Source organism: Cognatiluteimonas telluris (genome assembly GCF_011320095.1).
Lineage (GTDB): Bacteria > Pseudomonadota > Gammaproteobacteria > Xanthomonadales > Xanthomonadaceae > Cognatiluteimonas > Cognatiluteimonas telluris.
On sequence record NZ_JAANOY010000007.1, the window covers coordinates 19,454 to 42,882 of the forward strand.

A 23,429-nucleotide genomic window follows, 5' to 3' on the forward strand; every position below is an offset into this window, starting at 1 on the left:
GCGCGCGGCGCCTTGGAGCCGGACCTGCTGACGGCCCGGCATCCCCCTTTCCCACTTTGGTACGTCAATGTTCAATCGCCTGCTCACCAGTGTCTTCGGCAGCCGCAACGAGCGCCTGCTGCGCCAGCTCAACGGGATCGTCAAGAAGATCAACGCGCTCGAGCCGCAGATGCAGGCGCTCAGCGACGACGCGCTGAAAGCCAAGACCCCGGAATTCCAGCAGCGCATCGCCAAGGGCGAGTCGCTGGACAAGATCCTGCCCGAGGCGTTCGCGGTCTGCCGCGAGGCCAGCCAGCGCGTGCTGGGCATGCGCCACTACGACGTCCAGCTGATTGGCGGCATGGTGCTGCACATGGGCAAGATCGCCGAGATGCGCACCGGCGAGGGCAAGACCCTGGTCGCGACCCTGCCGACCTACCTGAACGCGCTCGAGGGCAAGGGCGTGCACGTGGTCACCGTCAACGACTACCTCGCCAAGCGCGACGCGGCGTGGATGGGCAAGCTCTACGGCTGGCTCGGGCTCACCGTCGGCGTGGTGTATCCGAACATGCCGCATTCGGAGAAGCACGCCGCCTACGCCGCCGACATCACCTACGCCACCAACAACGAGATCGGCTTCGACTACCTGCGCGACAACATGGCGCTGTCCAAGGGCGATCGCTTCCAGCGCGGCCTGAATTACGCGATCGTCGACGAGGTCGACTCGATCCTGATCGACGAGGCGCGCACGCCGCTGATCATCTCCGGCCCGGCCGACGAATCGCCGGAGCTCTACATCAAGGTCAACCGGATCGTCCCGCACTTGGCCAGGCAGAAGGAAGAGGAAGGCGAGGGCGACTACTGGGTCGACGAGAAGGGCAAGCAGGTGCACCTGTCCGAAGCCGGGCAGGAGCATGCGGAGGCGCTGCTGCGCCAGGCGGGCATCATCGAGGGCGAGGACAGCCTGTACGCTTCGCACAACATCCACGTCGTGCACCACCTCAACGCCGGCCTGCGCGCGCACGGGATCTACCAGCGCGATGTGGACTACATCGTGCGCGATGGCGAAGTCATCATCGTCGACGAGTTCACCGGCCGCACCCTGGCCGGCCGCCGCTGGTCCGACGGCCTGCACCAGGCGGTCGAGGCCAAGGAAGGCGTGACGGTGCAGCGCGAGAACCAGACGCTGGCCAGCATCACCTTCCAGAACCTGTTCCGCATGTACAACAAGCTGTCCGGCATGACCGGCACCGCGGACACCGAGGCTTACGAGTTCGAGTCGATCTACGGCCTGGAAGTGGTGGTCATCCCGACCAACCGGCCGATGGTGCGCAAGGACCATTCCGACCAGGTGTTCCTCAACCGCAACGGCAAGTACCGCGCGGTGGTGAACGAGATCAAGGACGCGCACGCGCGCCAGCAGCCGGTGCTGGTCGGCACCACCTCGATCGAAGTGTCGGAGATGCTCAGCGACCAGCTGCGCGCCGCCGGCGTCCCGCACGAAGTGCTCAACGCCAAGCAGCATGAGCGTGAAGCGACCATCGTCGCCCAGGCCGGTCGCCCGGGCGCGGTGACCATCGCCACCAACATGGCCGGCCGCGGCACCGACATCGTGCTGGGTGGTTCGCTGGAAGCCGAGCTCGCGGCGCTGGAAGCCGAGACCGGCGCACCGGTCGACGACGCGACGAAGGCGCGCATGAAGGCCGACTGGCAGCAGCGCCATGACGCGGTCAAGGCCGCCGGCGGCCTGCACATCGTCGGCACCGAACGCCACGAATCGCGCCGCATCGACAACCAGCTGCGCGGCCGCTCCGGCCGCCAGGGCGACCCGGGCTCCTCGCGCTTCTACCTGTCGCTCGAAGACAACCTGATGCGGATCTTCGCCGCCGACTGGGTGCAGCGCGTGATGACCCGGATGGGGCTGCAGGAGGACGACATCATCGAGTCGACCCTCGTCACCAAGCAGATCGCCAATGCCCAGCGCAAGGTCGAAGCGCACAACTTCGACATCCGCAAGAACCTGCTCGACTTCGACGACGTCAACAACGACCAGCGCAAGGTGATCTACCAGCAGCGCGACGAGCTGCTGGAAGCCGAGTCGGTGCACGAGAACATCGAAGGCATCCGCGAGGACGTGGTCGCCGACATCGTCGCCCGCTACGTGCCGATGAACTCGATCGACGAACAGTGGGACCTGCCGGGCCTGGACGCGGCGCTGGCGGCCGATTTCGGCTTCCAGCCGGCGATCGCCGAGACCGTCAAGGGCAAGGCCGAGATCGACGCCGAGCAGATCGCCGAACAGGTTCAGCAGGAAGTCACGCGGCTGTTCACCGAGAAGGAAGCGCAGGTCGGAAGCGAGACGATGCGCATGCTCGAGAAGCACATCATGCTCAACGTGCTCGACGACAACTGGAAGCAGCACCTGGCGCGGATGGACTACCTGCGCCAGGGCATCCACCTGCGCGGCTACGCGCAGAAGCAGCCCAAGCAGGAATACAAGAAGGAAGCGTTCGACCTGTTCGGCGAGATGCTCGACAAGGTCAAGCGCGAGGTCGTGACGCTGCTGGCGCGCGTGCGCATCCGCAACGAGGCCGAAGTCGCCGCGATGGAGGCCGAGGAGCGCCGCCAGGCGCAGGCGATCGCCGGGCAGATGCAGTTCCAGCACGCCGACATCGGCGGCCTGGGCGCCGACGAGGAAGCGGCGCAGGCGCAGGCCGCCGCGATGGCGACGTCGCTGGCCGCCGGCATGCCCAAGGTCGGGCGCAACGAGCCCTGCCCCTGCGGCAGCGGCAAGAAGTTCAAGCATTGCCATGGGCAGCTGGCCTAGTCGAACCGCGCCCCGCGACATGCGGCCCCCTCTCCCGCTAGCGGGAGAGGGCTGGGGTGAGGGCAGCACGCGAAACAGTGCCCTCATCCGCCCTTCGGCACCGCGCAGCACCGCATCCCGGCCTTCGCGCCGGCGCTCAGGCGTTCACCGTCGCGCGAGCCCTTGGCTCACCAGCGTTCCTCTTCACACCGGCAATGGGAGAAGGATGCTGACCTGGAGACCGGATGTCTGATCGGATCGTAGAAGTCATCGCCGGTGTCCTGCAGGACGCGCGCGGGCGGATCCTGCTGGCGCGCCGCACCGAAGGCCGCGACCTGGCCGGCCTGTGGGAATTCCCTGGCGGCAAGCGCGAGCCGGGCGAGACGCCCGAGGCGGCGCTGGCGCGTGAACTGTACGAGGAGCTGGGGATCGACGCCGAGATCGGCGAGCCGCTGATCCGGGTCCCGCATCGCTATCCCCACAAGCGGTTGCTGCTGGACGTGCGCCGGGTGGCCTCCTGGCGCGGCACGCCCAAGGGCGTGGAGAGCCAGGCACTGGCATGGGTGCCACGCGGCAAGCTGGCCAGCTATGCGATGCCGTCGGCCGATCGGCCGGTGGTGGCGGCGCTGCTGCAGCCCGATCGCCTGCTGGTGACGCCAGCGCCCGACGACGACGCTGCGTGGCTGGCGGCGCTGCAGCGCGCGCTGGATGCCGGCATCCGCCGCGTGCAGTTGCGGGCGGCGACGGGGATCGATCCCGGCCGCTGGCGCGCCCTGGTTGCCCAGGCGACGGTGCAGTGTCGTTCGGCGGACGCCGAGGTGCTGGTCAATGGTGACATCGACCTCGCCCGGGACCTGGGCATCGGCCTGCATCTGCCCCAGTCGCAGCTCATGGCGCTGGACGCGCGGCCGCTGCCGGCGGCGTCCACGCTCGCTGCGTCCTGCCATGACGCCGCTTCGCTGCAGCGCGCCGAGCGCCTGGGCTGCGACTTCGCCGTGCTGGGTCCGGTCGCGGCCACCGCAAGCCATCCCGGCGCGCCGGGCATCGGCTGGGCGGCCTTCGCGGCCTTGCGCGAGCGGGCCGGGTTGCCGATCTATGCCATCGGCGGGCTTGGCGAGGCCGACATCGATGCGGCCCGCGGCCACGGCGCGCAGGGCATTGCCGCCATCCGCGCACTGTGGCCGCCTGCAGGGGTTGTAGCCTTTCCCACGGGAACAAAACTCGACTAGTGTGCGCCCCATGCCCGCTTGGATTGCGGGATCGCGAACGCCAGGGGACGGCATTTGAAGAAGATCACCTCGTTGATGGCGGCTGCCCGCTGGTTTGTTCTCGCCGTTCTGTGGATGTCTCGCGGAGTAGCTTCACCCTTCGCTGGCCCCGCCAAAGACTTTCAAGCCCGTCTAGGGTGATTGGGGCAGCTACACCTCAGCGTAAGCGCTGCCCGCCACCCGCGCGGCGGTATAGAGCAGCGGTGAACATTCCAAAGGGGCTCAAATGAAAAGGCTAGCCATCTACGGCCTTGTTGTCGCGGCAGCCGCATGTCTGCTCTTCGGCCTACAGCGCCTGCGAACGCCGGAATCGGAAATAGCAGTCGGGTCATCGGCCCCTTCTCTCGCGAAACCCAGCCAGCCCATACCGTCACGGCCTGTTCTAAACGGTAAATCCAAAAGCAGGTTCGAGACAGCGCCCGACCTATATGCGCTGCTTCAACAACTAAATGACGAGGCGAGTGCCGGCAATGTTGACGCTGGTTGGCTCGCCATGAAAATTCGCCTGTATTGCGGGGAGTTTGCCAAGGATCCGCCATCCTACATGGAAGCTACAAAAGGAATGATGGCGATAGTTCCGAAGCCGCGTGCACAGGTCTATCAACAGGCACGATCGCGGATTGCAAACAAGTGCAGTCGCTTCGAAAAAGATGACGCACTGAGCCGACATCAGGTCGACGAATTGACCGCGAAGCTAGCCGCGGCAGGTAGCGTCGCCGCACAAGCTTCAGAGCTCGCTTCCCATCCAGACAAGTTCAGCCCAGAACAGGCGAACGACCTCGTGAAAACCATAAAGCTTGGTGGCGACTCGGAATCGCTACTTGCTTTGGGCGATGCGGTCGTGACATCTGCGCCAGCACGCGAGGCTGCTTTTGGATCGCAAGCCACTGTGGAGGAAGCCCAAATCGCTCTGCAGCTTGTCGCGTGCTCCAGAGGACTGGACTGCAGTCCTAGCGGTGCACTTATGACGATGTACTGCGCGAATGGCGGGGTGTGTGGATCCTTTTTTAACTTCAGGGATCTGGTGCGACGGGGGTTGCTGACTGAGGCTGGAAGTCAGCAAGTAGATACATTGGCACAGACGTTTCATTAACCAAATGAGTGGTGGCAGTGACAAGGCGAAATAAATAAAAAACTTTGTTTGTAGTGCTTATTACCGTTGCGCTTATCGCTGTGGCAGCAGGTATAACGATCGATGCAAGAACTTTCCCTTACAACCAAGTCAACTCTGACCATGACATCAACGACGGCAGTGATTTTGACTCGCGCAATTCCGCTGGCACCGGGCTGGCTGGGGCATATCGGGCCGTTCATGGCGGTTTGCCGGTCGGAACCAAATTTACGGTGATCTATGGCGATGGGGGCGGCGAAACTGCAACGGTGGTCAGCACGACAAGCACGCTGGGGGCTGTGCCCGATCCCAACAGTCAATTCGCTCCCTGTGATCTGGGCCCGTGCCCGGGGGTTGGGCCTGCGCTGAACCAGCACTAAGTTTTACGTCGAATAAAAAAATGAGGCCAAGGTGCGCCTTGGCCTCATTTATCACCTCCCCGACCGCAATGTAATTCCTGCTGCGCTGTTTTGCTGTGCGCGCGCGCGGTGAACCGATTGTGCGCCAGCCATTACCCGTGATAACCCATCATCACTCCGACGCCGCGCACCTTAACTGTCGTGGGAAAGCCGGTGGCCATGTAAACGTCGCGTGCGAGCTTCCAGGCAGCAGAGAGCGCCCGAGGCATATCTGCTTCCAACTGTCGAACCTGCTCGGGGCAATCGACCTTCCAGCCCCGGCACGTGGGCGACACGCTGATAATTGTCCTGTCCCTGAAGGCGCGTGCCCGCCTCCGGCGCGGCGTGGAAGCCCAGGCTTACCGGGAGGCATCCGCCAGGCAACGGTATTGCGCATCCAGCGCCGCCACCTGCGGCGGGAGGCGGGCGACCGCATCGGTATTGACCAGGATGTCGTCCGCGATCGCCAGCCGCTGCCGGCGATCGGCCTGCGCGGCGAGCATGCCTTCGGCCAGCGCATCATCGATCGCATCGCGTTCGAGCAGGCGCGCCCGTTGCAGTTCGCGGGGGACGTCCACCACCAGGATCCGGTCCAGCCACGGATAGGCCGCGCGGCCGCCGCCTTCGGCCAGGAGCGGGATGGCGACCAGCACATAAGCCCCGGACGCCTGCCGCACGCGCTCGTGCAGCAGCTCGCGGATGCGTGGGTGCAGGATCGACTGCAATCGCGATCGTGCGGCCGCATCGGCGAACACCTGCCGTCGCATCGCCGCCCGGTCCAGCCCGCCAGTCGGATCGAGCACCCCGGGTCCGAAGGCGTCCACGATGGCCGCCAGCCCCGTTGCGCCCGGTGCCACCGCATCGCGCGCGGCGACGTCGGCATCGATCACCTCGACGCCCAGTGCAGCGAACAAACCGGCGACGGTGGACTTGCCGGAGGCGACACCGCCGGTCAATCCAACTGCATAGATGTCGTCGGCCATGGGGCGATTATGCGTTCCCGGCGGCGAGGCCGGATCGGGCAAGCCACGCATCGACCGCGGTCAGCGCAGCCCGGCCAGGTGCAGGTAGGCGCCCGTGAGCTGCGCGCCCCAGAAGAAGACGATCCACCCGGCGACCGCAAGATAGGGACCGAACGGGATCGGCGTTGCCCGGTCCTGTCCCTTCGCCGCCAGCCAGACCGAACCGACGATGGCGCCCACGACCGACGACAGCAGGATCGTCGGCAGGATCCCCTGCAGGCCCACCCACGCGCCGAGCGCGGCGAGCAACTTGAAGTCGCCGTGGCCCATGCCTTCCTTGCCGGTGAGCTGCTTGAACAGCCACCAGACCGACCACAGCGACAGGTAGCCGACGATCACACCGACCACCGCGCGCTTGGAGGGCAGGTACAGCCCGTCGATGCTTGCGATCAACCCGAGCCAGAGCAGCGGTAGCGTCAGCTGGTCGGGGAGCAGTTGCGTCTTCAGGTCGATCCCGGCCAGTGCCACCAGGAAGCAGCTGAACAGGATGGCGCCGAAGCCCTGCCAGCCGAAGCCGAAGCGCCAGACGCAGGCAACGAACACCAGCGAGGTCAGCAGTTCGACCAGCGGGTACTGGATCGAGATCGGTGCATGGCAGCTGCGGCAACGCCCGCGCAGGGCCGCCCAGCTCAGGACCGGGATGTTCTCGAACCACGACAACTGGTGCTTGCAATGCGGGCAGTGCGAACGCTCCACCACGATGCCCGGTGGCGGCGGATCGTAGAGTTCGGGCTCGCCCAGCATCTCGCGGCTGTCGCGCTTCCACTCCCATTCAAGCCGGCGCGGGAGCCGCAGGATCACCACGTTGAGGAAGCTGCCGATCAGGAGTCCGAATCCGGCCGCGACCGGGTAACCGAGGCCGGGATTCTGGTCCAGGAATGACATTCAAACTCCTTGTCGAACGGCCTGCCGGAGCGACCAGCAACCGTGGATCAGTGGATCGGATCCGCCCCGGATCTCATGCATGCACCCTGCATTGGCCGGCGCATCGGCAAGGGGCATTGCCCGCTGCCGATGGCCGCGCAGGACACCAGCCTGCGCGCGAATGCGCGTCAGACCACCGCGGCAAGCTTGAAGATCGGCAGGTACATCGCGACCACCATGCTGCCGACGACCACGCCCAGGATGATGACGATCAGGGGCTCGAGCAGGCTGGCCAGCGCGTCGACCGCGTTGTTCACCTCTTCCTCGTAGAAGTCGGCCACCTTGAACAGCATCGTGTCCAGGGCGCCAGCCTCTTCGCCGATCGCCGTCATCTGCACCACCATGTGCGGGAACAGGTTGACCTGCTTCATCGCGACGTTGACCTGGTAGCCGACCGCGACGTCGTCGCGGATGCGCTTGACCGCCTGCTCGTAGACCGTGTTGCCGGTGGCGCCGGCGACCGAGTCCAGCGCCTCGACCAGCGGCACGCCGGCCTTGAACGTCACCGCGAGCGTGCGCGCGAAGCGCGCAACGGAGGCGTCGTGCAGCACCTTCCCGATCACCGGGACCTTGAGCATCATCCGGTCCAGGAAGTGGGAGAACGCGAGCGAGCGCTTCTTGGCAGCCACGAAGGCGACGCCGGCGCCGACGACCCACAGCAGGATCAGCCACCACCAGCCCACCATGAACCGGCTCAGGTTGATGACGATCTGGGTGAACGCGGGCAGTTCGGCGCCGAAATTCTTGAACACTTCCTCGAACTGCGGTACCACGAACACCAGCAGGATCGAGCTCACCAGCAAGGCCGCGGCAACCACCATGGCCGGATAGAACAGGGCCTTCTTGATCTTGCCCTTCAGGCTTTCGGTGTTCTCCTTGTAGGTGGCGATCGTCTCCAGGACGGTATCCAGCACGCCCGCGGATTCACCGGCCTTGACCAGGTTGCGATAGAGCTCGTCGAACTGGACCGGGTGCTTGCCCAGGGCCTCGGAGAAGGACGAACCGCTTTCGATGTCGGTCTTCAGGGCCCCGACCATGGTGGCCATCTTGGGGTTCTTGTGGCCGCTGGAAATGATCTCCAGTGCTCCGACGATCGGCACGCCGGAGCGCAGCATCGTGGCGATCTGGCGGCTGAAAACCGCAATGTCCTTGCCTTTGATGCGGCTGCCGCTGGAGCCGAAGAGCGGCTTCTTCTTGAGCTTGACGGCGCTGGGAGTGATCCCCTGCCGGCGCAGTTCGGCCCGGACGAAGCTCTCGGTCTTGGCCGGCTGCTCGCCCTTCATCTTGACGCCGCGCTTGTCCTTGCCTTCCCACTGGAAGATCTGCAGCTCGTCGCCGCGGCGGGCAGTCTGCTTGGCGACGGTACGGGTCACGGCCATGGGCTTAATCCTTGGTCACACGGTTGATTTCGGCAAGGCTGGTCAGGCCATTGCGCACCTTGAGCAGTGCCGACTCGCGCAGGTCACGCACGCCGGAGCGTTGCGCGGCCTCGGTGATCTGCTGCACGTTGCCGCCAGCCAGCACGATCGACTGGATCTCCTCGGTCATCGGCATCACCTGGTACAGGCCGGTGCGGCCCTTGTAGCCCTCGGTGCAGTCCTGGCAGCCGACGGCTTCGTACAGCGTGATCCCGGCCTTGACCTCCTCCTCGGTGAAGCCCTCCGCCAGCAGCGCGTGTTCGGGCAGCTGTTGCGGGCGCTTGCAGTCGTGCAGGCGGCGCGCCAGGCGCTGTGCGATCACCAGCGACACCGAGGACGTGATGTTGAACGGCGCCACGCCCATGTTCATCAGGCGCGAGATGGTCTGCGGCGCGTCGTTGGTGTGCAGCGTGGACAGCACCATGTGGCCGGTCTGGGCCGCCTTGATCGCGATCTCGGCGGTTTCCAGGTCGCGGATCTCGCCGACCATGATCACGTCCGGATCCTGTCGCAGGAAGCTGCGCAGCGCCGCGGCGAAGGTCATCCCGCGCTTGACGTTCATCTGCACCTGGTTGATGCCCGGCACGCGGATTTCGACCGGGTCCTCGACCGTGGAGATGTTGCGCGAGTCGTCGTTGAGGATGTTCAGCGCGGTGTACAGCGACACCGTCTTGCCCGAACCGGTCGGGCCGGTCACCAGCACCATGCCGTAGGGCTTCTGCACCGCGTCGAGGAAGAGCTTCTTCTGGTCCTCCTCGTAGCCGAGCTTGTCGATGCCCAGCTTGGCCGCGCTGGCGTCGAGGATACGCAGCACGATCTTCTCGCCGAACAGCGTCGGCAGGGTGCTGACGCGGAAGTCGATCTGCTTGGTCTTGCTCAGGTTGAGCTTGATGCGCCCGTCCTGCGGGATGCGCTTCTCGGCGATGTCCAGCTGGGCCATGACCTTCAGGCGGGCGGCCAGGCGGGTGGCGAGCTTCACCGGTACCTTGGCCACCTGCTTGAGCAGGCCGTCGATCCGCAGGCGGACGCGGAAGTCGGTTTCGTAAGGTTCGAAGTGCACGTCGGAGGCGCCGCGGCGGATGGCGTCGACAAGCACCTTGTTGATGAACTTGACGACCGGGGTGTCGTCGCCCTTGGCGTCGATGCCGCTCTCGGTCTCCTCTTCGCCACTGCTGACTTCAAGGTTGTCCAGGCCGTCGCTGTCGCCGACGACATCGGCCAGCGCGTCCGCGGTTTCCAGCCAGGTGTCGATGGTCTTGCGGATCCGGTCCTCGTCGACCAGGATCGCCTCGACCGTCAGGTTGGTGTGGAACTTGATCTCGTCCAGCGCGCGGGTGTTGGTCGGGTCGGCGATGCCCACGAACAACCGGCCGCCACGCTTGAACAGCGGCAGCGCACTGTGCTTCCGCACCAGGTCCTCGCTGACCAGCTTGATCCCCGACTGCGCCGGGTCGAGCGAGGTGACGTCGAAGATCGGCATGCCGAACTCGACCGAATTGGCCGCCGCCAGGTCGACCGGCGCGATCAGCTTCTTTTCCAGCAGGTAGCCGGCCAGGGGGCGCTTGGCCTGGGTCGCGGCCTCCATCGCCTCGCGCGCGGCCGATTCCTCCAGCGCCCCGTCCATGACCAGGCGCCGGGCAATCCCAGTGATGCCGACCAGATTGGCGGTCGCCGCGGTAGCCATGTTCACCCTCTCGGTATTCCCCAGCCGGACTTTACCCCAAACCCCTGTCGCGTCCAGCGGCGGCTGCCTGTTTCCGGGCACGCGTCGCGTTGTTCAAACCGACCTGACGCGTGCATCCCCGTTCACGTTACCCTTGCCCCCGAATGGAGCGACCCATGCGCATCTCGGTGATCCTGCCGGCCAAGAACGAAGGCGCGGGCCTGCAGCGGACGCTGCCGGACCTGCGCAGCCGGTTCCCCGACGCCGAAGTGATCGTCGTCGACGACGGATCGACCGACGACACCCCGCGGGTGGCCGCCAGCCATGGCGCCCGGGTCCTGTCCTGCCCGTATTCGATGGGCAACGGCGCGGCGGTCAAGCGCGGCGCGCGCGCCGCCAGTGGAGACGTCCTGGTGTTCATGGATGCCGACGGCCAGCATTCGGCCGAACACGTCCAATGGCTGCTGGACAAGCTGGGCGAGGGCTTCGACATGGCGGTCGGCGCCCGCAATGCCGCCGGCCAGGCGAGCCTGGGGCGTGGCGCGGCCAATGCCTTCTATAACCAGCTCGCCAGCTGGATGACCGGGCATCGCGTCGCCGACCTCACGTCCGGCTTCCGCGCCGTGCGCCGGGAGCGGTTCTGCGAATTCCTGCACCTGCTGCCCAATGGCTTCAGCTATCCCACGACCAGCACCATGGCGTTCTTCCGCAGCGCCTATCCGGTCGCCTACGTCTCGATCCCGGTGGCCAGGCGCGTGGGCACCACGAGCCACATCCGACCCTTGCGCGATGGGCTCCGGTTCCTGCTGATCATCTTCAAGATCGCGACGTTGTATTCGCCGCTGAAGCTGTTCGCGCCGGTCGGCGCCGGCTTCTTCCTGCTCGGTGCGGGTTACTACGCGTGGACGTTCGCCACCGAACACAGGTTCACCAACATGAGCGCGCTGCTGCTGAGCGGGGCGGTGGTGGTGTTCCTGATCGGGCTGGTGTCCGAGCAGATCACGGCCCTGACGTATCGGCGCATGGATTGAATGCGAATGAAGCTGATCCGATCTACAACGGACCTGGCCATCAACGGAGCACCGCCTGCCTTCGAAGAGCCATTGCATGTCGGTCGCCCGATCGTCGGCGATCGCGCGGCGTTCCTGGATCAGGTGGGGCGGATTCTCGACAACCAGTGGTTGACCAACAACGGCCAGTTTGTGCAGGAGTTCGAACGGAGGATCGCGGAGTACCTGGGCGTCCGGCATTGCGTCGCAATGTGCAACGGGACGATCGCGCTGGAAATCGCAATCCGTGCCCTGGGGTTGACCGGCGAAGTGATCGTGCCGTCCTGGACCTTCATTGCAACGGCGCATGCACTGTACTGGCAGGGCATCACGCCCGTATTCGCCGATATCGACCCGGCGACGCACAACCTGGACCCGGATTCGGTGCGTCGGATGATCACGCCGCGAACGACAGGCATCATCGGTGTGCACCTGTGGGGCCGGGCGGCCCCCGTGGAGAGGCTGCAGGCCGTCGCCGATGAGCACGGTCTGAAACTGTTGTTCGACGCGGCGCATGCGTTCGGCAGTACGTACCGGGGGGGGCGCATCGGCAGCTTTGGCGCCTGCGAAGTCCTCAGCTTCCATGCGACCAAGGCGTTCAACACCATGGAAGGTGGTGCTGTCGTCACCAACGACGACGAGCTGGCGGAGACCGCGCGCTTGATGCGCAACTTCGGATTCAAGGCATACGACTACGTCATCCATCCCGGGACCAACGGGAAGATGATCGAGGTCTGTGCGGCAATGGGGCTGGCGAACCTGGATCGGTTCGAGGAGACCGTCGCAATGAACCGGCGCAACCACGACACCTACAGGCGGTCACTCGCCGGCGTGTCGGGCATTTCCCTGTTGGACTACGACCCCACCGACCACAACAGTCATCATTACGTTGTCGTGGAGGTAGGCAGCGGTTCGGCGTTGCGCGACCGTATCCTCGCCGCGCTGCATGCAGAGAATGTCCTGGCGCGGAAGTATTTCTGGCCCGGGTGCCACCGGATGCAGCCCTATCGCGACCTGTTCCCGCACGCCGGGATGATGCTGGGTCACACAGAGAAGGTCGCTGAGCAGGTCCTTGTCCTGCCGAACGGCAACCTGCCTACGGAGGCCATCGAGACGATTTCCGACGTGGTCAGGCAGATGGCCACCTGCGCATGGTCCTGACCGAAAGCGACTTGCCCTGATCAGCAAATGAAGACTCTGCGCATCGTGGTGGTCGGTCCCGGGCTGATCGGCAAACAGCATATTCGCCTCATCGGGGCCCGGCCGGATTGCGCGTTGTTGGCGATCGTCGCCCCTGATCACGAGGCCAATCACTCGGTTGCGCGCGACCATGGCGTGCCGCTGTTCACCGACATGGACGAATGCGGGACGCTCGGCCACATCGATGGTGTGATCGTTTCCTCGCCCAACCAGTTCCACGCGCAACAGGCGACGTGGTGCATCGAAGCTGGCGTCCCCGTGCTGGTCGAGAAGCCCATCACCGCATCGGTGGACGAGGGCGAGGCGTTGGTTGCCCTCGCGGAGCGCCACCGGGCCAAGGTGCTGGTGGGCCATCATCGCGCGCATAGTCCCCTGCTTGCACGCGCACGCGACGTCATCGCCAGTGGCCGGTTGGGTCGACTGGTTTCGGTGATGGGGAGCGCACAGTTCCACAAGCCATCGGCCTATTTCGCAGCGGGACCATGGCGTACCCAGCCTGGCGGTGGCCCGATCCTGATCAACCTCATCCATGAAATCGGAAACCTGCGCAGCCTGTGTGGAGAGATCACCGCGGTGCAGGCGTTCTCGTCGTCGGCCCTGCGCGGACACGCCGTCGAGGATACGGTCGCCATCAACTTGCGGTTCGCCAACGGCGTGCTGGGCAATTTCATGCTGTCGGATACCGCGGCGTGCGCCAGGAGCTGGGAACAGACGTCCCGCGAGAATCCCGTGTATCCGACCTATCCCGACGAAGACTGTTACGTCGTCGCAGGCACGCAGGGTTATCTGTCGGTCCCGACCTTCCGGCTGAAATACCATCCCGAAGGCATCGAGCCGTCCTGGTGGGAGCCGTTCGTCGAAGAGACCTTGGACGTGAACCGGCAGGATCCGCTAGCCTGCCAACTCGAACACTTTGTGCAGGTCATGCGCGGCATCGCCGAACCATTGGTGTCGGAATCGGACGGCTTGCGCAACCTCAAGATCACGGAGGCCATCGCGCGGTCCGCCGACGAGGGCCGGATCATCGAGACCTGAGGGCTGACGATGGCGAAAGTACTGCTGGTGGACACGAATTTTTCATCGGCGCCGATCTACCGCGTGCTGGTGGCCGATGGGCATGAAGTGCATGTCGTCGGTGGCAATCCATTGGATTGCCTAGCCAAGTCTGCAGCCCGCTACTGGCAACTGGACTATTCCGACACGGGAGCGTTGTCCACGCTCGTGGACGAGGAGGCCTTTGAGTTTCTCGTACCGGGTTGCACGGATCGCTCCTATGCATCGTGCATGGAAGCCGGGCGGGGGCGATTCCCAGGATTCGACGACGCCGACGCCGCGTCGTTCATCAGCCACAAGGCGCGCTTCAGGAGCCTGGCTGCCGAGCTGGGTTTGCCGGTGCCAATGACGCATGCCGCAGAGGCAATCGCGCATTCGCAACCGGTCATCGTCAAACCTGTAGATGCGTTCAGCGGTAAAGGCATCACGGTCTTGCGCGATGCCAACATGTCGTCCGTCGCGGCGGCGATCGAGCATGCGAGAGCGGTTTCCGCCAGCGGGGAATGCCTGGTGGAAGACTATGTGGAAGGGCAACTCTACAGCCACTCCGCCTTCCTTGCCGGGCAGCGCGTGGTGCACGATTTCCTGGTGCAGGAGGATGGAACGGCCAACCAGTTCGTGGTCGACACTAGCCGTGTGCTGGACAGCGCGCGGTTTCAGCCGCTGCTGGAAGATCTCCGAAGGTGGATCGAAACACTGGCGCGACACCTGCAACTGGTGGATGGGTTGTTGCATACGCAATTCATCCACGATGGGCGACAGACCTGGCTGATTGAGTTGACGAGGAGGTGCCCCGGAGATCTTTACAGCCAGCTCATCGAGCTTTCCACTGGGTGTCCGTACGCCCGGTGCTTCGCATTGCCGTTCCTGGCACAGGTGCCCGAGCCGCGCGCCGAACGCGGCCTGCGCCCGATCATGCGGCATACGATCACGGTCAAGCAGGAACAAGGCCTCGACCACGTGCATTTCCTGCGTAATTTGAACATCGAGCGCTACGTTCCCTTGAGTCTGGTTGGCGACCCCTTGCTGCCCAGTCCGCTAAGCCGTGTTGGCATCCTCTTTTGCAGCGAACGGGACCAGCGGGCTCTGGACGATCTGTATCGCGTTACCCTGCGTCGAGGTCTGGTTGCCGTCTCGGATGGAACGCGCTCGCACGATTGAAGCAAGGCGCGCCCGTCGCGGACGACGCCGTGGTTCGCGTCCGCGGTGTGCCTGTGTTGTGGATGCGTCGGCACGTGCCGACTTTGGAAAACCTGCAGACAGCGTCCGGCCGCTTCTAACCGGGCGGAAGAAGGGACCGATCGCTTTGAACGCAGAACGGACGATCGGATGAAAGGTCGGGCACTGATGGCGACGATGTGGAGCGCAGGCGATGCACTGTCACGCCAGGGACTCCAGTTCCTCACCACGCTCGTCCTGGCACGCCTTCTGACGCCGGCCGATTTCGGCATCGTGGCCATGCTGGCCGTGTTCGTCGGCGTGGCTGGCGTCCTGGCGGACGGCGGATTTTCCGCGGCGCTGATCCAGCGGCAGGACGTCGACCACGACGACGAATCCACCGTGTTCTGGTGCAACCTCGCGATCGGTTTGCTGCTTGCATTGCTGCTGGCAGGCGCCGGACCATGTCTGGCCGGCTTCTACCAGGAGCCAAGGCTGCGGGCCATCACGGTCGCGATGGCACCGATGGTGTTGGCTAGTGCGGCGGGCGCGATCCATTTCGCACTCCTCATCAAGCGACTGGAGTTTCGAACGCTGGCGATCGCCGGGGGCATCGCTGCCTGTCTTTCAGCGATCGTATCGATCGCGATGGCGACTGCGGGCGCTGGTGTCTGGGCGCTGGTCGCGCAGGGCGTCGTGGCTGCTGCTGCAACGACCGCGTTCCTGTGGTGGTTGCATCCGTGGCGGCCGGCCTGGGTGTTCAAAATGGAGTCGATCCGCAAGCTGGCCGGCTTCGGCGGTTACCATCTCGCGTCGACGCTGATGGAGGCGGCCTATTCCCGGCTGTATTCGCTGTTGGCGGGGCGGATGTTCGGTGCCAGGCCGCTCGGCTACTACGCCAATGCGGAAAACACGCGGCAGCTGCCGGCGTCGTTTCTTGCGGCACTGGTTGCCCGCGTTGCACTTCCGTTGCTGTCGGAGGCGCAGGGAAATCCCTTGCTCGCGCGTCGCGGCCTGCAGCTTTCCATCCGGGTGATGATGCTGCTGTATGCGCCGGTAATGCTGGGAATCGCGGTGCTTGCCGAGCCCGTCGTCGAAGTCCTGTACGGACCGCAGTGGCTGCCCGCGGCGCCGCTGCTGAGGATCCTTGCGGTGGCGGGCCTTCTTTATCCCATCCACATGATCAACCTGCACGCGCTGATGGCCCAGGGCCACGCGCGGTTGATGTTCCGGCTCGAAGTCATCAAGAAGGCGAGCGGCGTGGCGCTTTTGTTGATCGGCGCCAGGTACGGTTTGGCGGGGCTGGCATGGAGCCAGGTCGCGCACTCCGGGATCGCGCTCTTCGTCAACGCGTATTATACGCGTCGATGGCTTGGCTACGGCGTGTTCGCGCAGTTGCGCGATGCAGGGCCGCCGATCCTCGCAGCGGTCGCTGCTTGTGCAGTCGTGTGGCCTTTCGTGCACGCATTGTCGTGGCCGGCCCCCGCACGGCTGGCCGCGTTGCTCATGCTTGGCGCACTCAGCTATCTCATGCTGATCGTGATCGGCAAGACCGACGCCTGGCTGGAACTCAAGGCCCTGGTTGCGCAGTCGCGTTCGGAGCCGTCCGCATGAATGCGCGTGGCACCACGATTGAGGTCGAAACCGTCGAAATAAGCGATCCGTCCTGCCTGCGCGTCGCCCCGGTCGTCTCCGTGTTGATGCTGGTCTATAACCACGGCGAATACCTTGCGCAGGCGATCGAGAGCGTTCTTGCGCAGCAGGCCGTATGTCCAGTGGAGCTGCTGATCGGCGAGGATTGCTCGGCCGACAATTCGCGCGACATTGCCATCGACTACCAGCGCAGGCATCCGGAGTCGATCCGCGTCATCACCGCCGGCCGGAACGTCGGTGCGCACTGGAACTACACGCGCCTGCTAAACGCAGCTCGCGGCGAGTTCATCGCCCACCTCGACGGGGACGATTACTGGTTGCCGGGCAAGCTGGCAAGACAGGTGGCGTTGTTGCGGGATCAGCCACATGCCGTCGCGACGTACTGCAACGCGCTGGTGTCCTACCCCGACGGGGCAACGGTCGCGCGTTTCAACGACATAGGCGATGAGCGGATCGAGCTGGCGAAGTTGTTGCGACGGGGGAATTTCCTTTGCATGAGCACGATGATGTTCCGGTCGACGCAGGCGCCGACGCTCCGTGGCATCGGTCGCGAATTCCTTGACTATCAGGTGCACCTGACGCACGCGCAGAACGGCGATCTGTTGCACATCGGCGAACCGCTGGCGGTTTACCGGATGCAATCTTCCGGCTCCATGGTTGCGAAGGACAACGCCCGCGTGCGCGAGATGTACTGGCAGGCCATTCAGAGCATTCCGCGCGAGCGGGTAAGCGATGACGATTTTGCGAACGGCTTGGCGGACTTCCTGCGTCGGGTCTTCTTCCGAGCGGTGCGCACGGGGAACTGGCGCCTGGTAAGGGAGTGGACCGTTCGGGTGCTCGCCGCATCGCCTTACGGGACGTTTCGAACCGGCACGCTTCTCGCGAAGTCGATCGCGCGTATCGCGGGCAAGGAGGCGATCGGGCGTCTTTCACCTCTCTGGGACAGGCACGCCATGCGCGTCCTTTATCGATGCTAGCGGCACGATGGGCAAACAATGAATCCATTGAAGCTTGTTCCTTATGCGCTAGCTGGATGGTTGCCCGGCGGCAGGCACCATTGCACGTTGTGCGGGTATCGGGTCTGGCGTTTCATGCCTTATCGATCGTCCTCGCGCGAAGCAGGGCTGATGCAGGTGCTCGATATGGTCGGCAGCGACACGGAGAATTTCGAATGTCCCCGTTGCGGTGCGCACGATCGCGAGCGACACCTGTTGTTGTATCTGCGGGCTTCGGGAGTACTGGCGGAGCTCGGCGGCAAGGCGATCCTCCATTTCGCACCCGAAAAGCGGCTATCGCGGTATGTCTGCGCCATGGGTCTCGGGCGATACGTCCCCTGCGACCTGTTTCCACAGGACCCGCAGGTACTGCGCGTCGACATGCTCGACATGCCGTTCGCGGATGGCACCTTCGATGTCGTGATCGCCAACCATGTGCTCGAGCACGTGGACGACGATGCGCGCGGCCTGGCGGAAATCCACCGCGTGCTTAAGCGGGGCGGCATCGCCATTCTCCAGACGCCTTACAGCGGCAGGCTCCACCGCACCTGGCAGGATCCCGGGATCGACACGCCGGCAGCGCGCCTGCAGGCCTATGGACAGGAAGACCATGTACGCCTGTTCGGGCGCGATCTATTCGACCGCATCGTCGCCGCGGGTTTCGCATCGGACGTGCGACGACATGCGGATCTGCTCGCCGATGTGGACCCGGTCGTTGCAGGCGTCAATGCCGAAGAACCTTTCTTCCTGTTCCGCAAACGTGCCTGAAAAATCGAACCCGTCAGCGGATCTCCGGCATGCCGTGACGCCACAACAGCGAAAGTTTTCGCGGCATCCATGTGAAACAGCGCCACCAGGATCTTGGCGTCGCGCTGCGTTGGGACTGGATCTCCCGTCGGCGTGCTGACCACGCGGCGCGCGTGTCGACGATGCCGGGCAGTATCGGCGAATAAACCTCCAGCCAGAGGCGCGGATCCCGCCGCAGGAGCGCCACGATCGCTCCTTCCGAGTAAAGCAGGAACAGGTGCACCGCGAACAGCGGCCACATGATCCATCCTGGCGTGCAGACGAGCATGACCAGCGTCTTGTTGCGCTCGCTCAGGCGCCGGCGCCGGTAGGTGCTCTGCAGCCTGCCGGCGTTGACGCGGTTGCCGCCGAAACTCGCGCCCTGCCGGTGGTGGTAGCCACTCTCGCCGACGACCCGCACCGGCACCCGGCGCAGCCGTGCCAGGCAGCACAGGTACAGGTCCTCGCCGATCGAATCCATCCACGCCGGAAAGCCGCCGAGGGACTGCCACAGGTCCCGCGGGATCCACAGGCAGGCGCCGATCACGTAGGCCACGTCGCCGCGCGCGGCATCCAGGTTGGGTACCGGGTTGTAGAACGGATCGAGCAGGCATCCGCGGTCGACCAGTGCGCCCGATTCCCAGTCGTACTGCGGCAGGGTCAGGATCCCGTGGCCACCCTCGCGTCGAGCCTGCGACAACAGCGCCCCCAGGGCGCCATCGTCGAGCGCGGCATCGTTGTTGAGCAGCAGCAGGTACTGGCCGATGGCGACGTCCGCCATCCGGTTGTTCGCGACACAGAATCCGACGTTGTCGGTCGAAGCGATCACGCGCACGCCGGGGTAGTGCGACTGGAGGAACTGCACGGACGCGTCGGGCGACGCGTCGTCGTGAACGATGATCTCGACATCGCCATCCAGCGCCTGCGCGAGGACCGACTCGATGCAGTCGCGCAGCAGCGCCTGGCCGTTGTAATTGGCGATGCAGACCGAGACGAGCGGGGATGCGCCCTGGCTCATGCCTGCCGCTGGTGCCAGTCCCAGGTGCGTTCCAGCCCGTCTTCCAACGCCACCGTCGGCGACCACTGCAGCCAGGTCCGCGCGCGGCTGTTGTCCAGGGCGATGGTGCGGATGTCGATGCTGCGCGCGGGCTGGAACACCCGCTGCAGCGGTCGTCGCGTGACGGCGTCGATGCGGTCGAGCAGATCGTTGAGCTCGATCGCCGCGCCGGAGGCCAGGTTGCAGGCGTGCGCGCCGGGCGGCAATGGCGCGACAAGCGCGCTGGCCACCGCGGCCACCAGGTCGTCGATGTACAGGAAGTCGCGGATGCTGTGGCCGTCGCCCAAAACGGACAGCGGCGCCCCGGACAGCGCATGGTCGAAGGCGGTGGCGATGATGCCGAATCCCCGCCTGGGCGCCTGCCCGGGGCCGTAAACGTTCGATGGCCGGAGGATGGCGGCACCGCCGCCGTACTGGTCGGCCCAGGCGCGGATGAAATATTCGGCGGCTATCTTCCCCGCGGCGTGGTACGAACGCGGGCGCAGGGCGTCATCCTCGCGCGCCGGCCCGGAGCGGTCGCCATACAGCGTGCCTCCCGAGGAAAGGAACAGCAGGCGCCTGGAGGGCGCGTCCTGCAGGGCTTCGACCAGCGCGAGCGTGGTGCGCAGGTTGCCATCGAGTTGCGGTTGCGCGGCGCTGCTGCCTGGCGTGCTGGAGGAGGCGGCGTGCACGACCACGCCGCAGGCGGGCAACCAGCGCGCGAACTGCCCCGGATCGTCCCAGGGCGCAACGACATTGCGGATGCGCGCATGCCCGAATGCGACCGGCGATCGCGTCGCGGCGATGACGTCGCGGCCGTCGTTGGCGAGTTTGGCGGCCAGGTGGCGGCCGATGAATCCGCCGGCACCCAGCACGAGAACCGCATCGCTCATCCCATCGCCTGCTCGAGCAGTTGGTGGTAGAGGGTAACGTAACGCCCGGCGCAATCGTCCCAGGTGCCGATGTCCTGGCGCATGCGCATGCGGCCACGCTGGCCGAGCGCGCGGTTGGTCGATTCATCGGCCAGCAGTTCGATCGCCGCGAGCGTCTGCTGCGGCGATGCGCACAGGATTCCGCCATCGCCCGTGCCCAGCAGGTCGTCGTGGGCGGGCAGTCGCGATGCCACGATCGGCAGCCCCGAGGCCAGCGCCTCCAGCATGACCTGGGGCCGGCCTTCCGCATGCCGGCTCAGCGTGATGAGGCCCTGCGCGCGCGGGAACCAGTCTTCGCGCAGTTCATCCGGCGATGCCGGCCCGTGCCAATGCACCCAGGCGGGCAGCTCGACCTGCTCCTGCATGGGCCCGAACAGATGCAGCTCCGCATCGCCGTGGGCGAAGGCGGGTGCGGTCCATTCGAACAGCGGACCAAGCTTGTCGCGGGTCAGCCGCGACACGCAAAGCCACTTCGCGCGGCCTTCGACCGCGGGCATCCGCTCCACTGCGTACCAGCGCGGGTCGATTCCGAAGGCAACGCCGCGCACGAGGGCGACGTCGCCGAACCGGGCCTGCAGCTCCGGCACCATCCAGCCGGCATTCGGGCAGATGGCCACGCGGCGGTGGCGGAAGGCGCGGCGCAGTCCCAGCGCCACCCCGGGTAGGCGCAGCAGCTGCATGTCGCTTCCCAGGACGGTCACCAGCGCGGGCTTCCGGCCTGACGGCAACGCAAGCGCGTTCTGCAGCCAGTTGATGTGGAACAGGTCGGCGTCGCTGCGCCGGAACGCCCGGCGTTGGCGCCAGAGCAGGCCCATGGCGTCGCGGACGCCTCGCATCCGGTGCCGGCGTAGCAGGTGTGCGATTCCCCCGGCATCCATCAGCCTGCCCAGGAATGCATCGTCACCGGGTGTCGTCGCCCGCTCCACCCGGCCGGACAGCGGTCCGGGCGGACACCATGCACGAAGCTGCAACGTTTCCTGCCGCGCCAGCGCCTCGGCGATGCGACGGATGAACACGCCCTTCCAGTCGGACGCGTTGTCCGGATACGAAGTGGCGGTGAACAGGATGCGCAGGGTCATTGCCTGGCGCTGCGTTGCAGGCGGCTTTCAAGCCCACGCGCGACGCGCTCGTTGGTGCCGAGCGGTGCACCGGTGGACCGCAGTTGCGCGATCTCCCGGCGGGCCTGGTCGTCACGTCCAAGCGCAATGAGCAGCCTGATCCGGTTGCTGCGGTACTGCGCTTCGCGCGGGCGCAGGGCAATGGCATCGGCCCATAGTTCCAGCGCCGCGTCCGGCCGCCGAAGCACGTTCAACACGTAATCGGCGTGGATGTTGAGCACCTCCGCATTGGGGCCGTGGCTGGACGCGGCATCGAACATCGCCAGCATCGCAGCGATGGAGAAATCGCATTGCCGATCGCGCGCGCATTGCTCCAGGCTGGCGATCGCCGAGGTTTCCTGCACGCCGACGGGATCGCGGCGCAGCCGCCCGGTCAGGTCCCGCCACCAGTCGTCGCGCTGCGGCAGGCCCGCCCGCGCCGCCAGCAGCAACAGCGCGGCGTGCGGGAGGATGCCGCTGCGCGGGAGCGCACGGTCGCGTTCCAGTTCGCGGATGGCCAGGGGCACCATCGGAGAATCCGCCCGGTATCGGGTCGCGATCACCAGCAGCCTGCCGTACTCGTACGCCGAACGCGGCGAGTGCGGGTGCTTGGCGGCCTCGGAGGATGCGAAGCGCAGCGGGCTGCTCCATTCGTTCGCCCGCAGCAGGGTTGTCGTTCCCAGGAACAACAGCCAGGCCACCGTCAGCAGGACGCCGATCCGCCGCGCGCTGTCGCCACGCGGCAGCAGCAACAGCAGGTCGGCAACCGCGAGGCACACCCCCAGCGAGGCGAAGTAGTTGCGGTGCTCGAAGACCAGCTCCAGCGGCACCACGGTCGCCGTCAGCAACTGCGCGCCGAGGAACCAGGCGAGGCCCAGCGAGAGCATCGGCCGTCGACGGCGCAGCGCCACCGCCATCGCGGCCAGCAGCGCGAGCGCGACCAGCGCCAGTGCGGTTGCCGGGGGCTGCCACAGTCCGCGCGAAACCACGATGTCGTCGTGGTACAGGCCCAGCGTGCGCAGCGACGGGAACACGCTCCACTGCAGGTAGTCCATGACCACCCGCGCTTCGGTCAACAGGCGCGTGGCGAGGGTGAAGTCGCGTTGGGCGAAGGCGGCGGGCGCCAGCACGTTGGGCAGCAGCCATGCCATTCCCGCCAGCGCGGGCAGCACCAGGACCAGCGCGAACAGCAACAGCAGGCGCCGGTCACGCCGTCCGGACGCATCCCGCCCGCCGAGCAGGCAGGCCTCCGCGCAGGCGGCGTAAAGCGGCAGCAGCGCGGCCGACTCCTTGCACAGCAGGCCCAGCGCGGTGCCGGCGACCACGCCGCTGACGATCCGCCATCCGCCCCCCGGCTCGCCAGCCAGTTGCCGCTGGCGCCCGAGCAGGTAAAGCCACAAGCCGCCGAAGACGAAGACGTGGCTGAGGCTTTCCATGCGCTGCACGACGAACAGCACCGCCATCAGGTTGATCGGGTGCAGCGCCCATGCCGCCGCCGCGAATCGCGCGGTCCATTCGCGCCGTCGCCGATCGCCGCCTGGATCGGCCAACGCGAACAGCGTGCCCAGCAATCCCAGCACCAGGCAGGCATTGAGCGCGTGGATCGCGATGTTGGTGAGCTTCATCGGCACCGGATCGGCGCCGGTCAGCGCGTGGTTCAGTGCGAAGGTGGCCATCGCGAGCGGGCGGTGGCCCAGGCCTGCGTTCGACGAGAACACCGCTGCCGTCCAGGCGTCGCGGTCCCAGCCGGTGACGTGCAATGCGGTGTTGTTGACGACGTTGGGGTAATCGTCGAACACGAACCCGCCGCCGCGCCCGGGCCAGTACGCCAGCGCGACGAGCGCGACCAGCAGCAGCGCCGGCCATGCCCTGCGCATCGGC

18 protein-coding genes are annotated in these 23,429 nt (G+C 65.8%); 10 read left to right on the plus strand and 8 right to left on the minus strand.

Features of this window, described 5'->3' with window-relative positions; genetic code table 11:
• The first annotated feature begins 67 nt into the window (after positions 1 to 67).
• The 3 genes from secA to G7B67_RS06055 all read left to right on the plus strand — a co-directional run bounded on the left by secA (position 68) and on the right by G7B67_RS06055 (position 5,146).
• Positions 68 to 2,806, plus strand: coding sequence for a preprotein translocase subunit SecA (gene secA, locus G7B67_RS06045; RefSeq protein ID WP_166209471.1), 2,739 nt, complete (start codon positions 68 to 70; stop codon positions 2,804 to 2,806).
• A gap of 224 nt (positions 2,807 to 3,030) precedes the next feature.
• Positions 3,031 to 4,014 (plus strand): Nudix family hydrolase, encoded by a 984-nt coding sequence (locus tag G7B67_RS06050; RefSeq protein WP_166209474.1) that lies wholly within the window; start codon positions 3,031 to 3,033, stop codon positions 4,012 to 4,014.
• 532 nt (positions 4,015 to 4,546) lie between these two features.
• Positions 4,547 to 5,146 carry a hypothetical protein gene (locus G7B67_RS06055; RefSeq protein WP_166209477.1) on the plus strand — a complete coding sequence of 200 codons (600 nt, stop codon included), beginning with the start codon at positions 4,547 to 4,549 and terminating at the stop codon, positions 5,144 to 5,146.
• Positions 5,147 to 5,921: 775 nt separating this feature from the next.
• Here G7B67_RS06055 and coaE read toward each other — a convergent pair.
• From coaE to pilB, 4 genes are all read right to left on the minus strand, one after another.
• Positions 5,922 to 6,545: a dephospho-CoA kinase gene (gene coaE / locus G7B67_RS06060; protein WP_166209480.1), complete on the minus strand. Its 624-nt coding sequence runs from the start codon at positions 6,543 to 6,545 to the stop codon at positions 5,922 to 5,924.
• 60 nt (positions 6,546 to 6,605) lie between these two features.
• Positions 6,606 to 7,469, minus strand: coding sequence for a prepilin peptidase (locus G7B67_RS06065; RefSeq protein ID WP_166209483.1), 864 nt, complete (start codon positions 7,467 to 7,469; stop codon positions 6,606 to 6,608).
• 167 nt (positions 7,470 to 7,636) lie between these two features.
• The gene (locus G7B67_RS06070; RefSeq protein ID WP_166209485.1) at positions 7,637 to 8,887 is read right to left on the minus strand and encodes a type II secretion system F family protein; all 1,251 of its coding nucleotides are present in this window, start codon (positions 8,885 to 8,887) and stop codon (positions 7,637 to 7,639) included.
• A 4-nt stretch (positions 8,888 to 8,891) separates the two neighbouring features.
• Positions 8,892 to 10,610 carry a type IV-A pilus assembly ATPase PilB gene (gene pilB / locus G7B67_RS06075; protein ID WP_166209488.1) on the minus strand — a complete coding sequence of 573 codons (1,719 nt, stop codon included), beginning with the start codon at positions 10,608 to 10,610 and terminating at the stop codon, positions 8,892 to 8,894.
• A gap of 155 nt (positions 10,611 to 10,765) precedes the next feature.
• Between pilB and G7B67_RS06080 the strand changes: the two genes are divergently transcribed.
• Genes G7B67_RS06080 through G7B67_RS06110 form a run of 7 tightly spaced genes read left to right on the plus strand, consistent with a single transcriptional unit; the run spans position 10,766 to position 18,465 of the window.
• Positions 10,766 to 11,620: a glycosyltransferase family 2 protein gene (locus tag G7B67_RS06080; RefSeq protein ID WP_166209491.1), complete on the plus strand. Its 855-nt coding sequence runs from the start codon at positions 10,766 to 10,768 to the stop codon at positions 11,618 to 11,620.
• A gap of 6 nt (positions 11,621 to 11,626) precedes the next feature.
• Positions 11,627 to 12,799 (plus strand): aminotransferase class I/II-fold pyridoxal phosphate-dependent enzyme, encoded by a 1,173-nt coding sequence (locus G7B67_RS06085; protein ID WP_166209494.1) that lies wholly within the window; start codon positions 11,627 to 11,629, stop codon positions 12,797 to 12,799.
• A gap of 27 nt (positions 12,800 to 12,826) precedes the next feature.
• Positions 12,827 to 13,873 (plus strand): Gfo/Idh/MocA family protein, encoded by a 1,047-nt coding sequence (locus G7B67_RS06090; RefSeq protein ID WP_166209497.1) that lies wholly within the window; start codon positions 12,827 to 12,829, stop codon positions 13,871 to 13,873.
• A 9-nt stretch (positions 13,874 to 13,882) separates the two neighbouring features.
• Positions 13,883 to 15,052: an ATP-grasp domain-containing protein gene (locus tag G7B67_RS06095; RefSeq protein WP_166209499.1), complete on the plus strand. Its 1,170-nt coding sequence runs from the start codon at positions 13,883 to 13,885 to the stop codon at positions 15,050 to 15,052.
• 45 nt (positions 15,053 to 15,097) lie between these two features.
• Positions 15,098 to 16,663 carry a lipopolysaccharide biosynthesis protein gene (locus tag G7B67_RS06100; RefSeq protein WP_166209502.1) on the plus strand — a complete coding sequence of 522 codons (1,566 nt, stop codon included), beginning with the start codon at positions 15,098 to 15,100 and terminating at the stop codon, positions 16,661 to 16,663.
• Positions 16,660 to 17,679, plus strand: coding sequence for a glycosyltransferase (locus G7B67_RS06105; protein WP_166209505.1), 1,020 nt, complete (start codon positions 16,660 to 16,662; stop codon positions 17,677 to 17,679). The genes G7B67_RS06100 and G7B67_RS06105 overlap by 4 nt, the downstream gene beginning before the upstream one ends.
• 18 nt (positions 17,680 to 17,697) lie before the next feature.
• A complete protein-coding gene (locus tag G7B67_RS06110) occupies positions 17,698 to 18,465 on the plus strand; it encodes a class I SAM-dependent methyltransferase (protein WP_166209508.1) in 768 nt (255 codons plus the stop codon).
• A 13-nt stretch (positions 18,466 to 18,478) separates the two neighbouring features.
• Here G7B67_RS06110 and G7B67_RS06115 read toward each other — a convergent pair whose 3' ends face one another.
• The 4 genes from G7B67_RS06115 to G7B67_RS06130 are packed head-to-tail and all read right to left on the minus strand — an operon-like array spanning position 18,479 to position 23,425.
• Entirely contained in the window at positions 18,479 to 19,501 is a 1,023-nt protein-coding gene (locus G7B67_RS06115) for a glycosyltransferase family 2 protein (RefSeq protein WP_166209511.1), read from the minus strand.
• Complete coding sequence (locus G7B67_RS06120; RefSeq protein ID WP_166209514.1) at positions 19,498 to 20,412, minus strand: NAD-dependent epimerase/dehydratase family protein; 915 nt, start codon at positions 20,410 to 20,412, stop codon at positions 19,498 to 19,500. The genes G7B67_RS06115 and G7B67_RS06120 overlap by 4 nt, the downstream gene beginning before the upstream one ends.
• Positions 20,409 to 21,530, minus strand: coding sequence for a glycosyltransferase family 4 protein (locus G7B67_RS06125; protein ID WP_243412269.1), 1,122 nt, complete (start codon positions 21,528 to 21,530; stop codon positions 20,409 to 20,411). Before G7B67_RS06125 ends, G7B67_RS06120 begins: the two co-directional genes overlap by 4 nt.
• Positions 21,527 to 23,425: a hypothetical protein gene (locus G7B67_RS06130; RefSeq protein WP_207780878.1), complete on the minus strand. Its 1,899-nt coding sequence runs from the start codon at positions 23,423 to 23,425 to the stop codon at positions 21,527 to 21,529. The genes G7B67_RS06125 and G7B67_RS06130 overlap by 4 nt, the downstream gene beginning before the upstream one ends.
• Between the last annotated feature and the right edge of the window lie 4 nt (positions 23,426 to 23,429).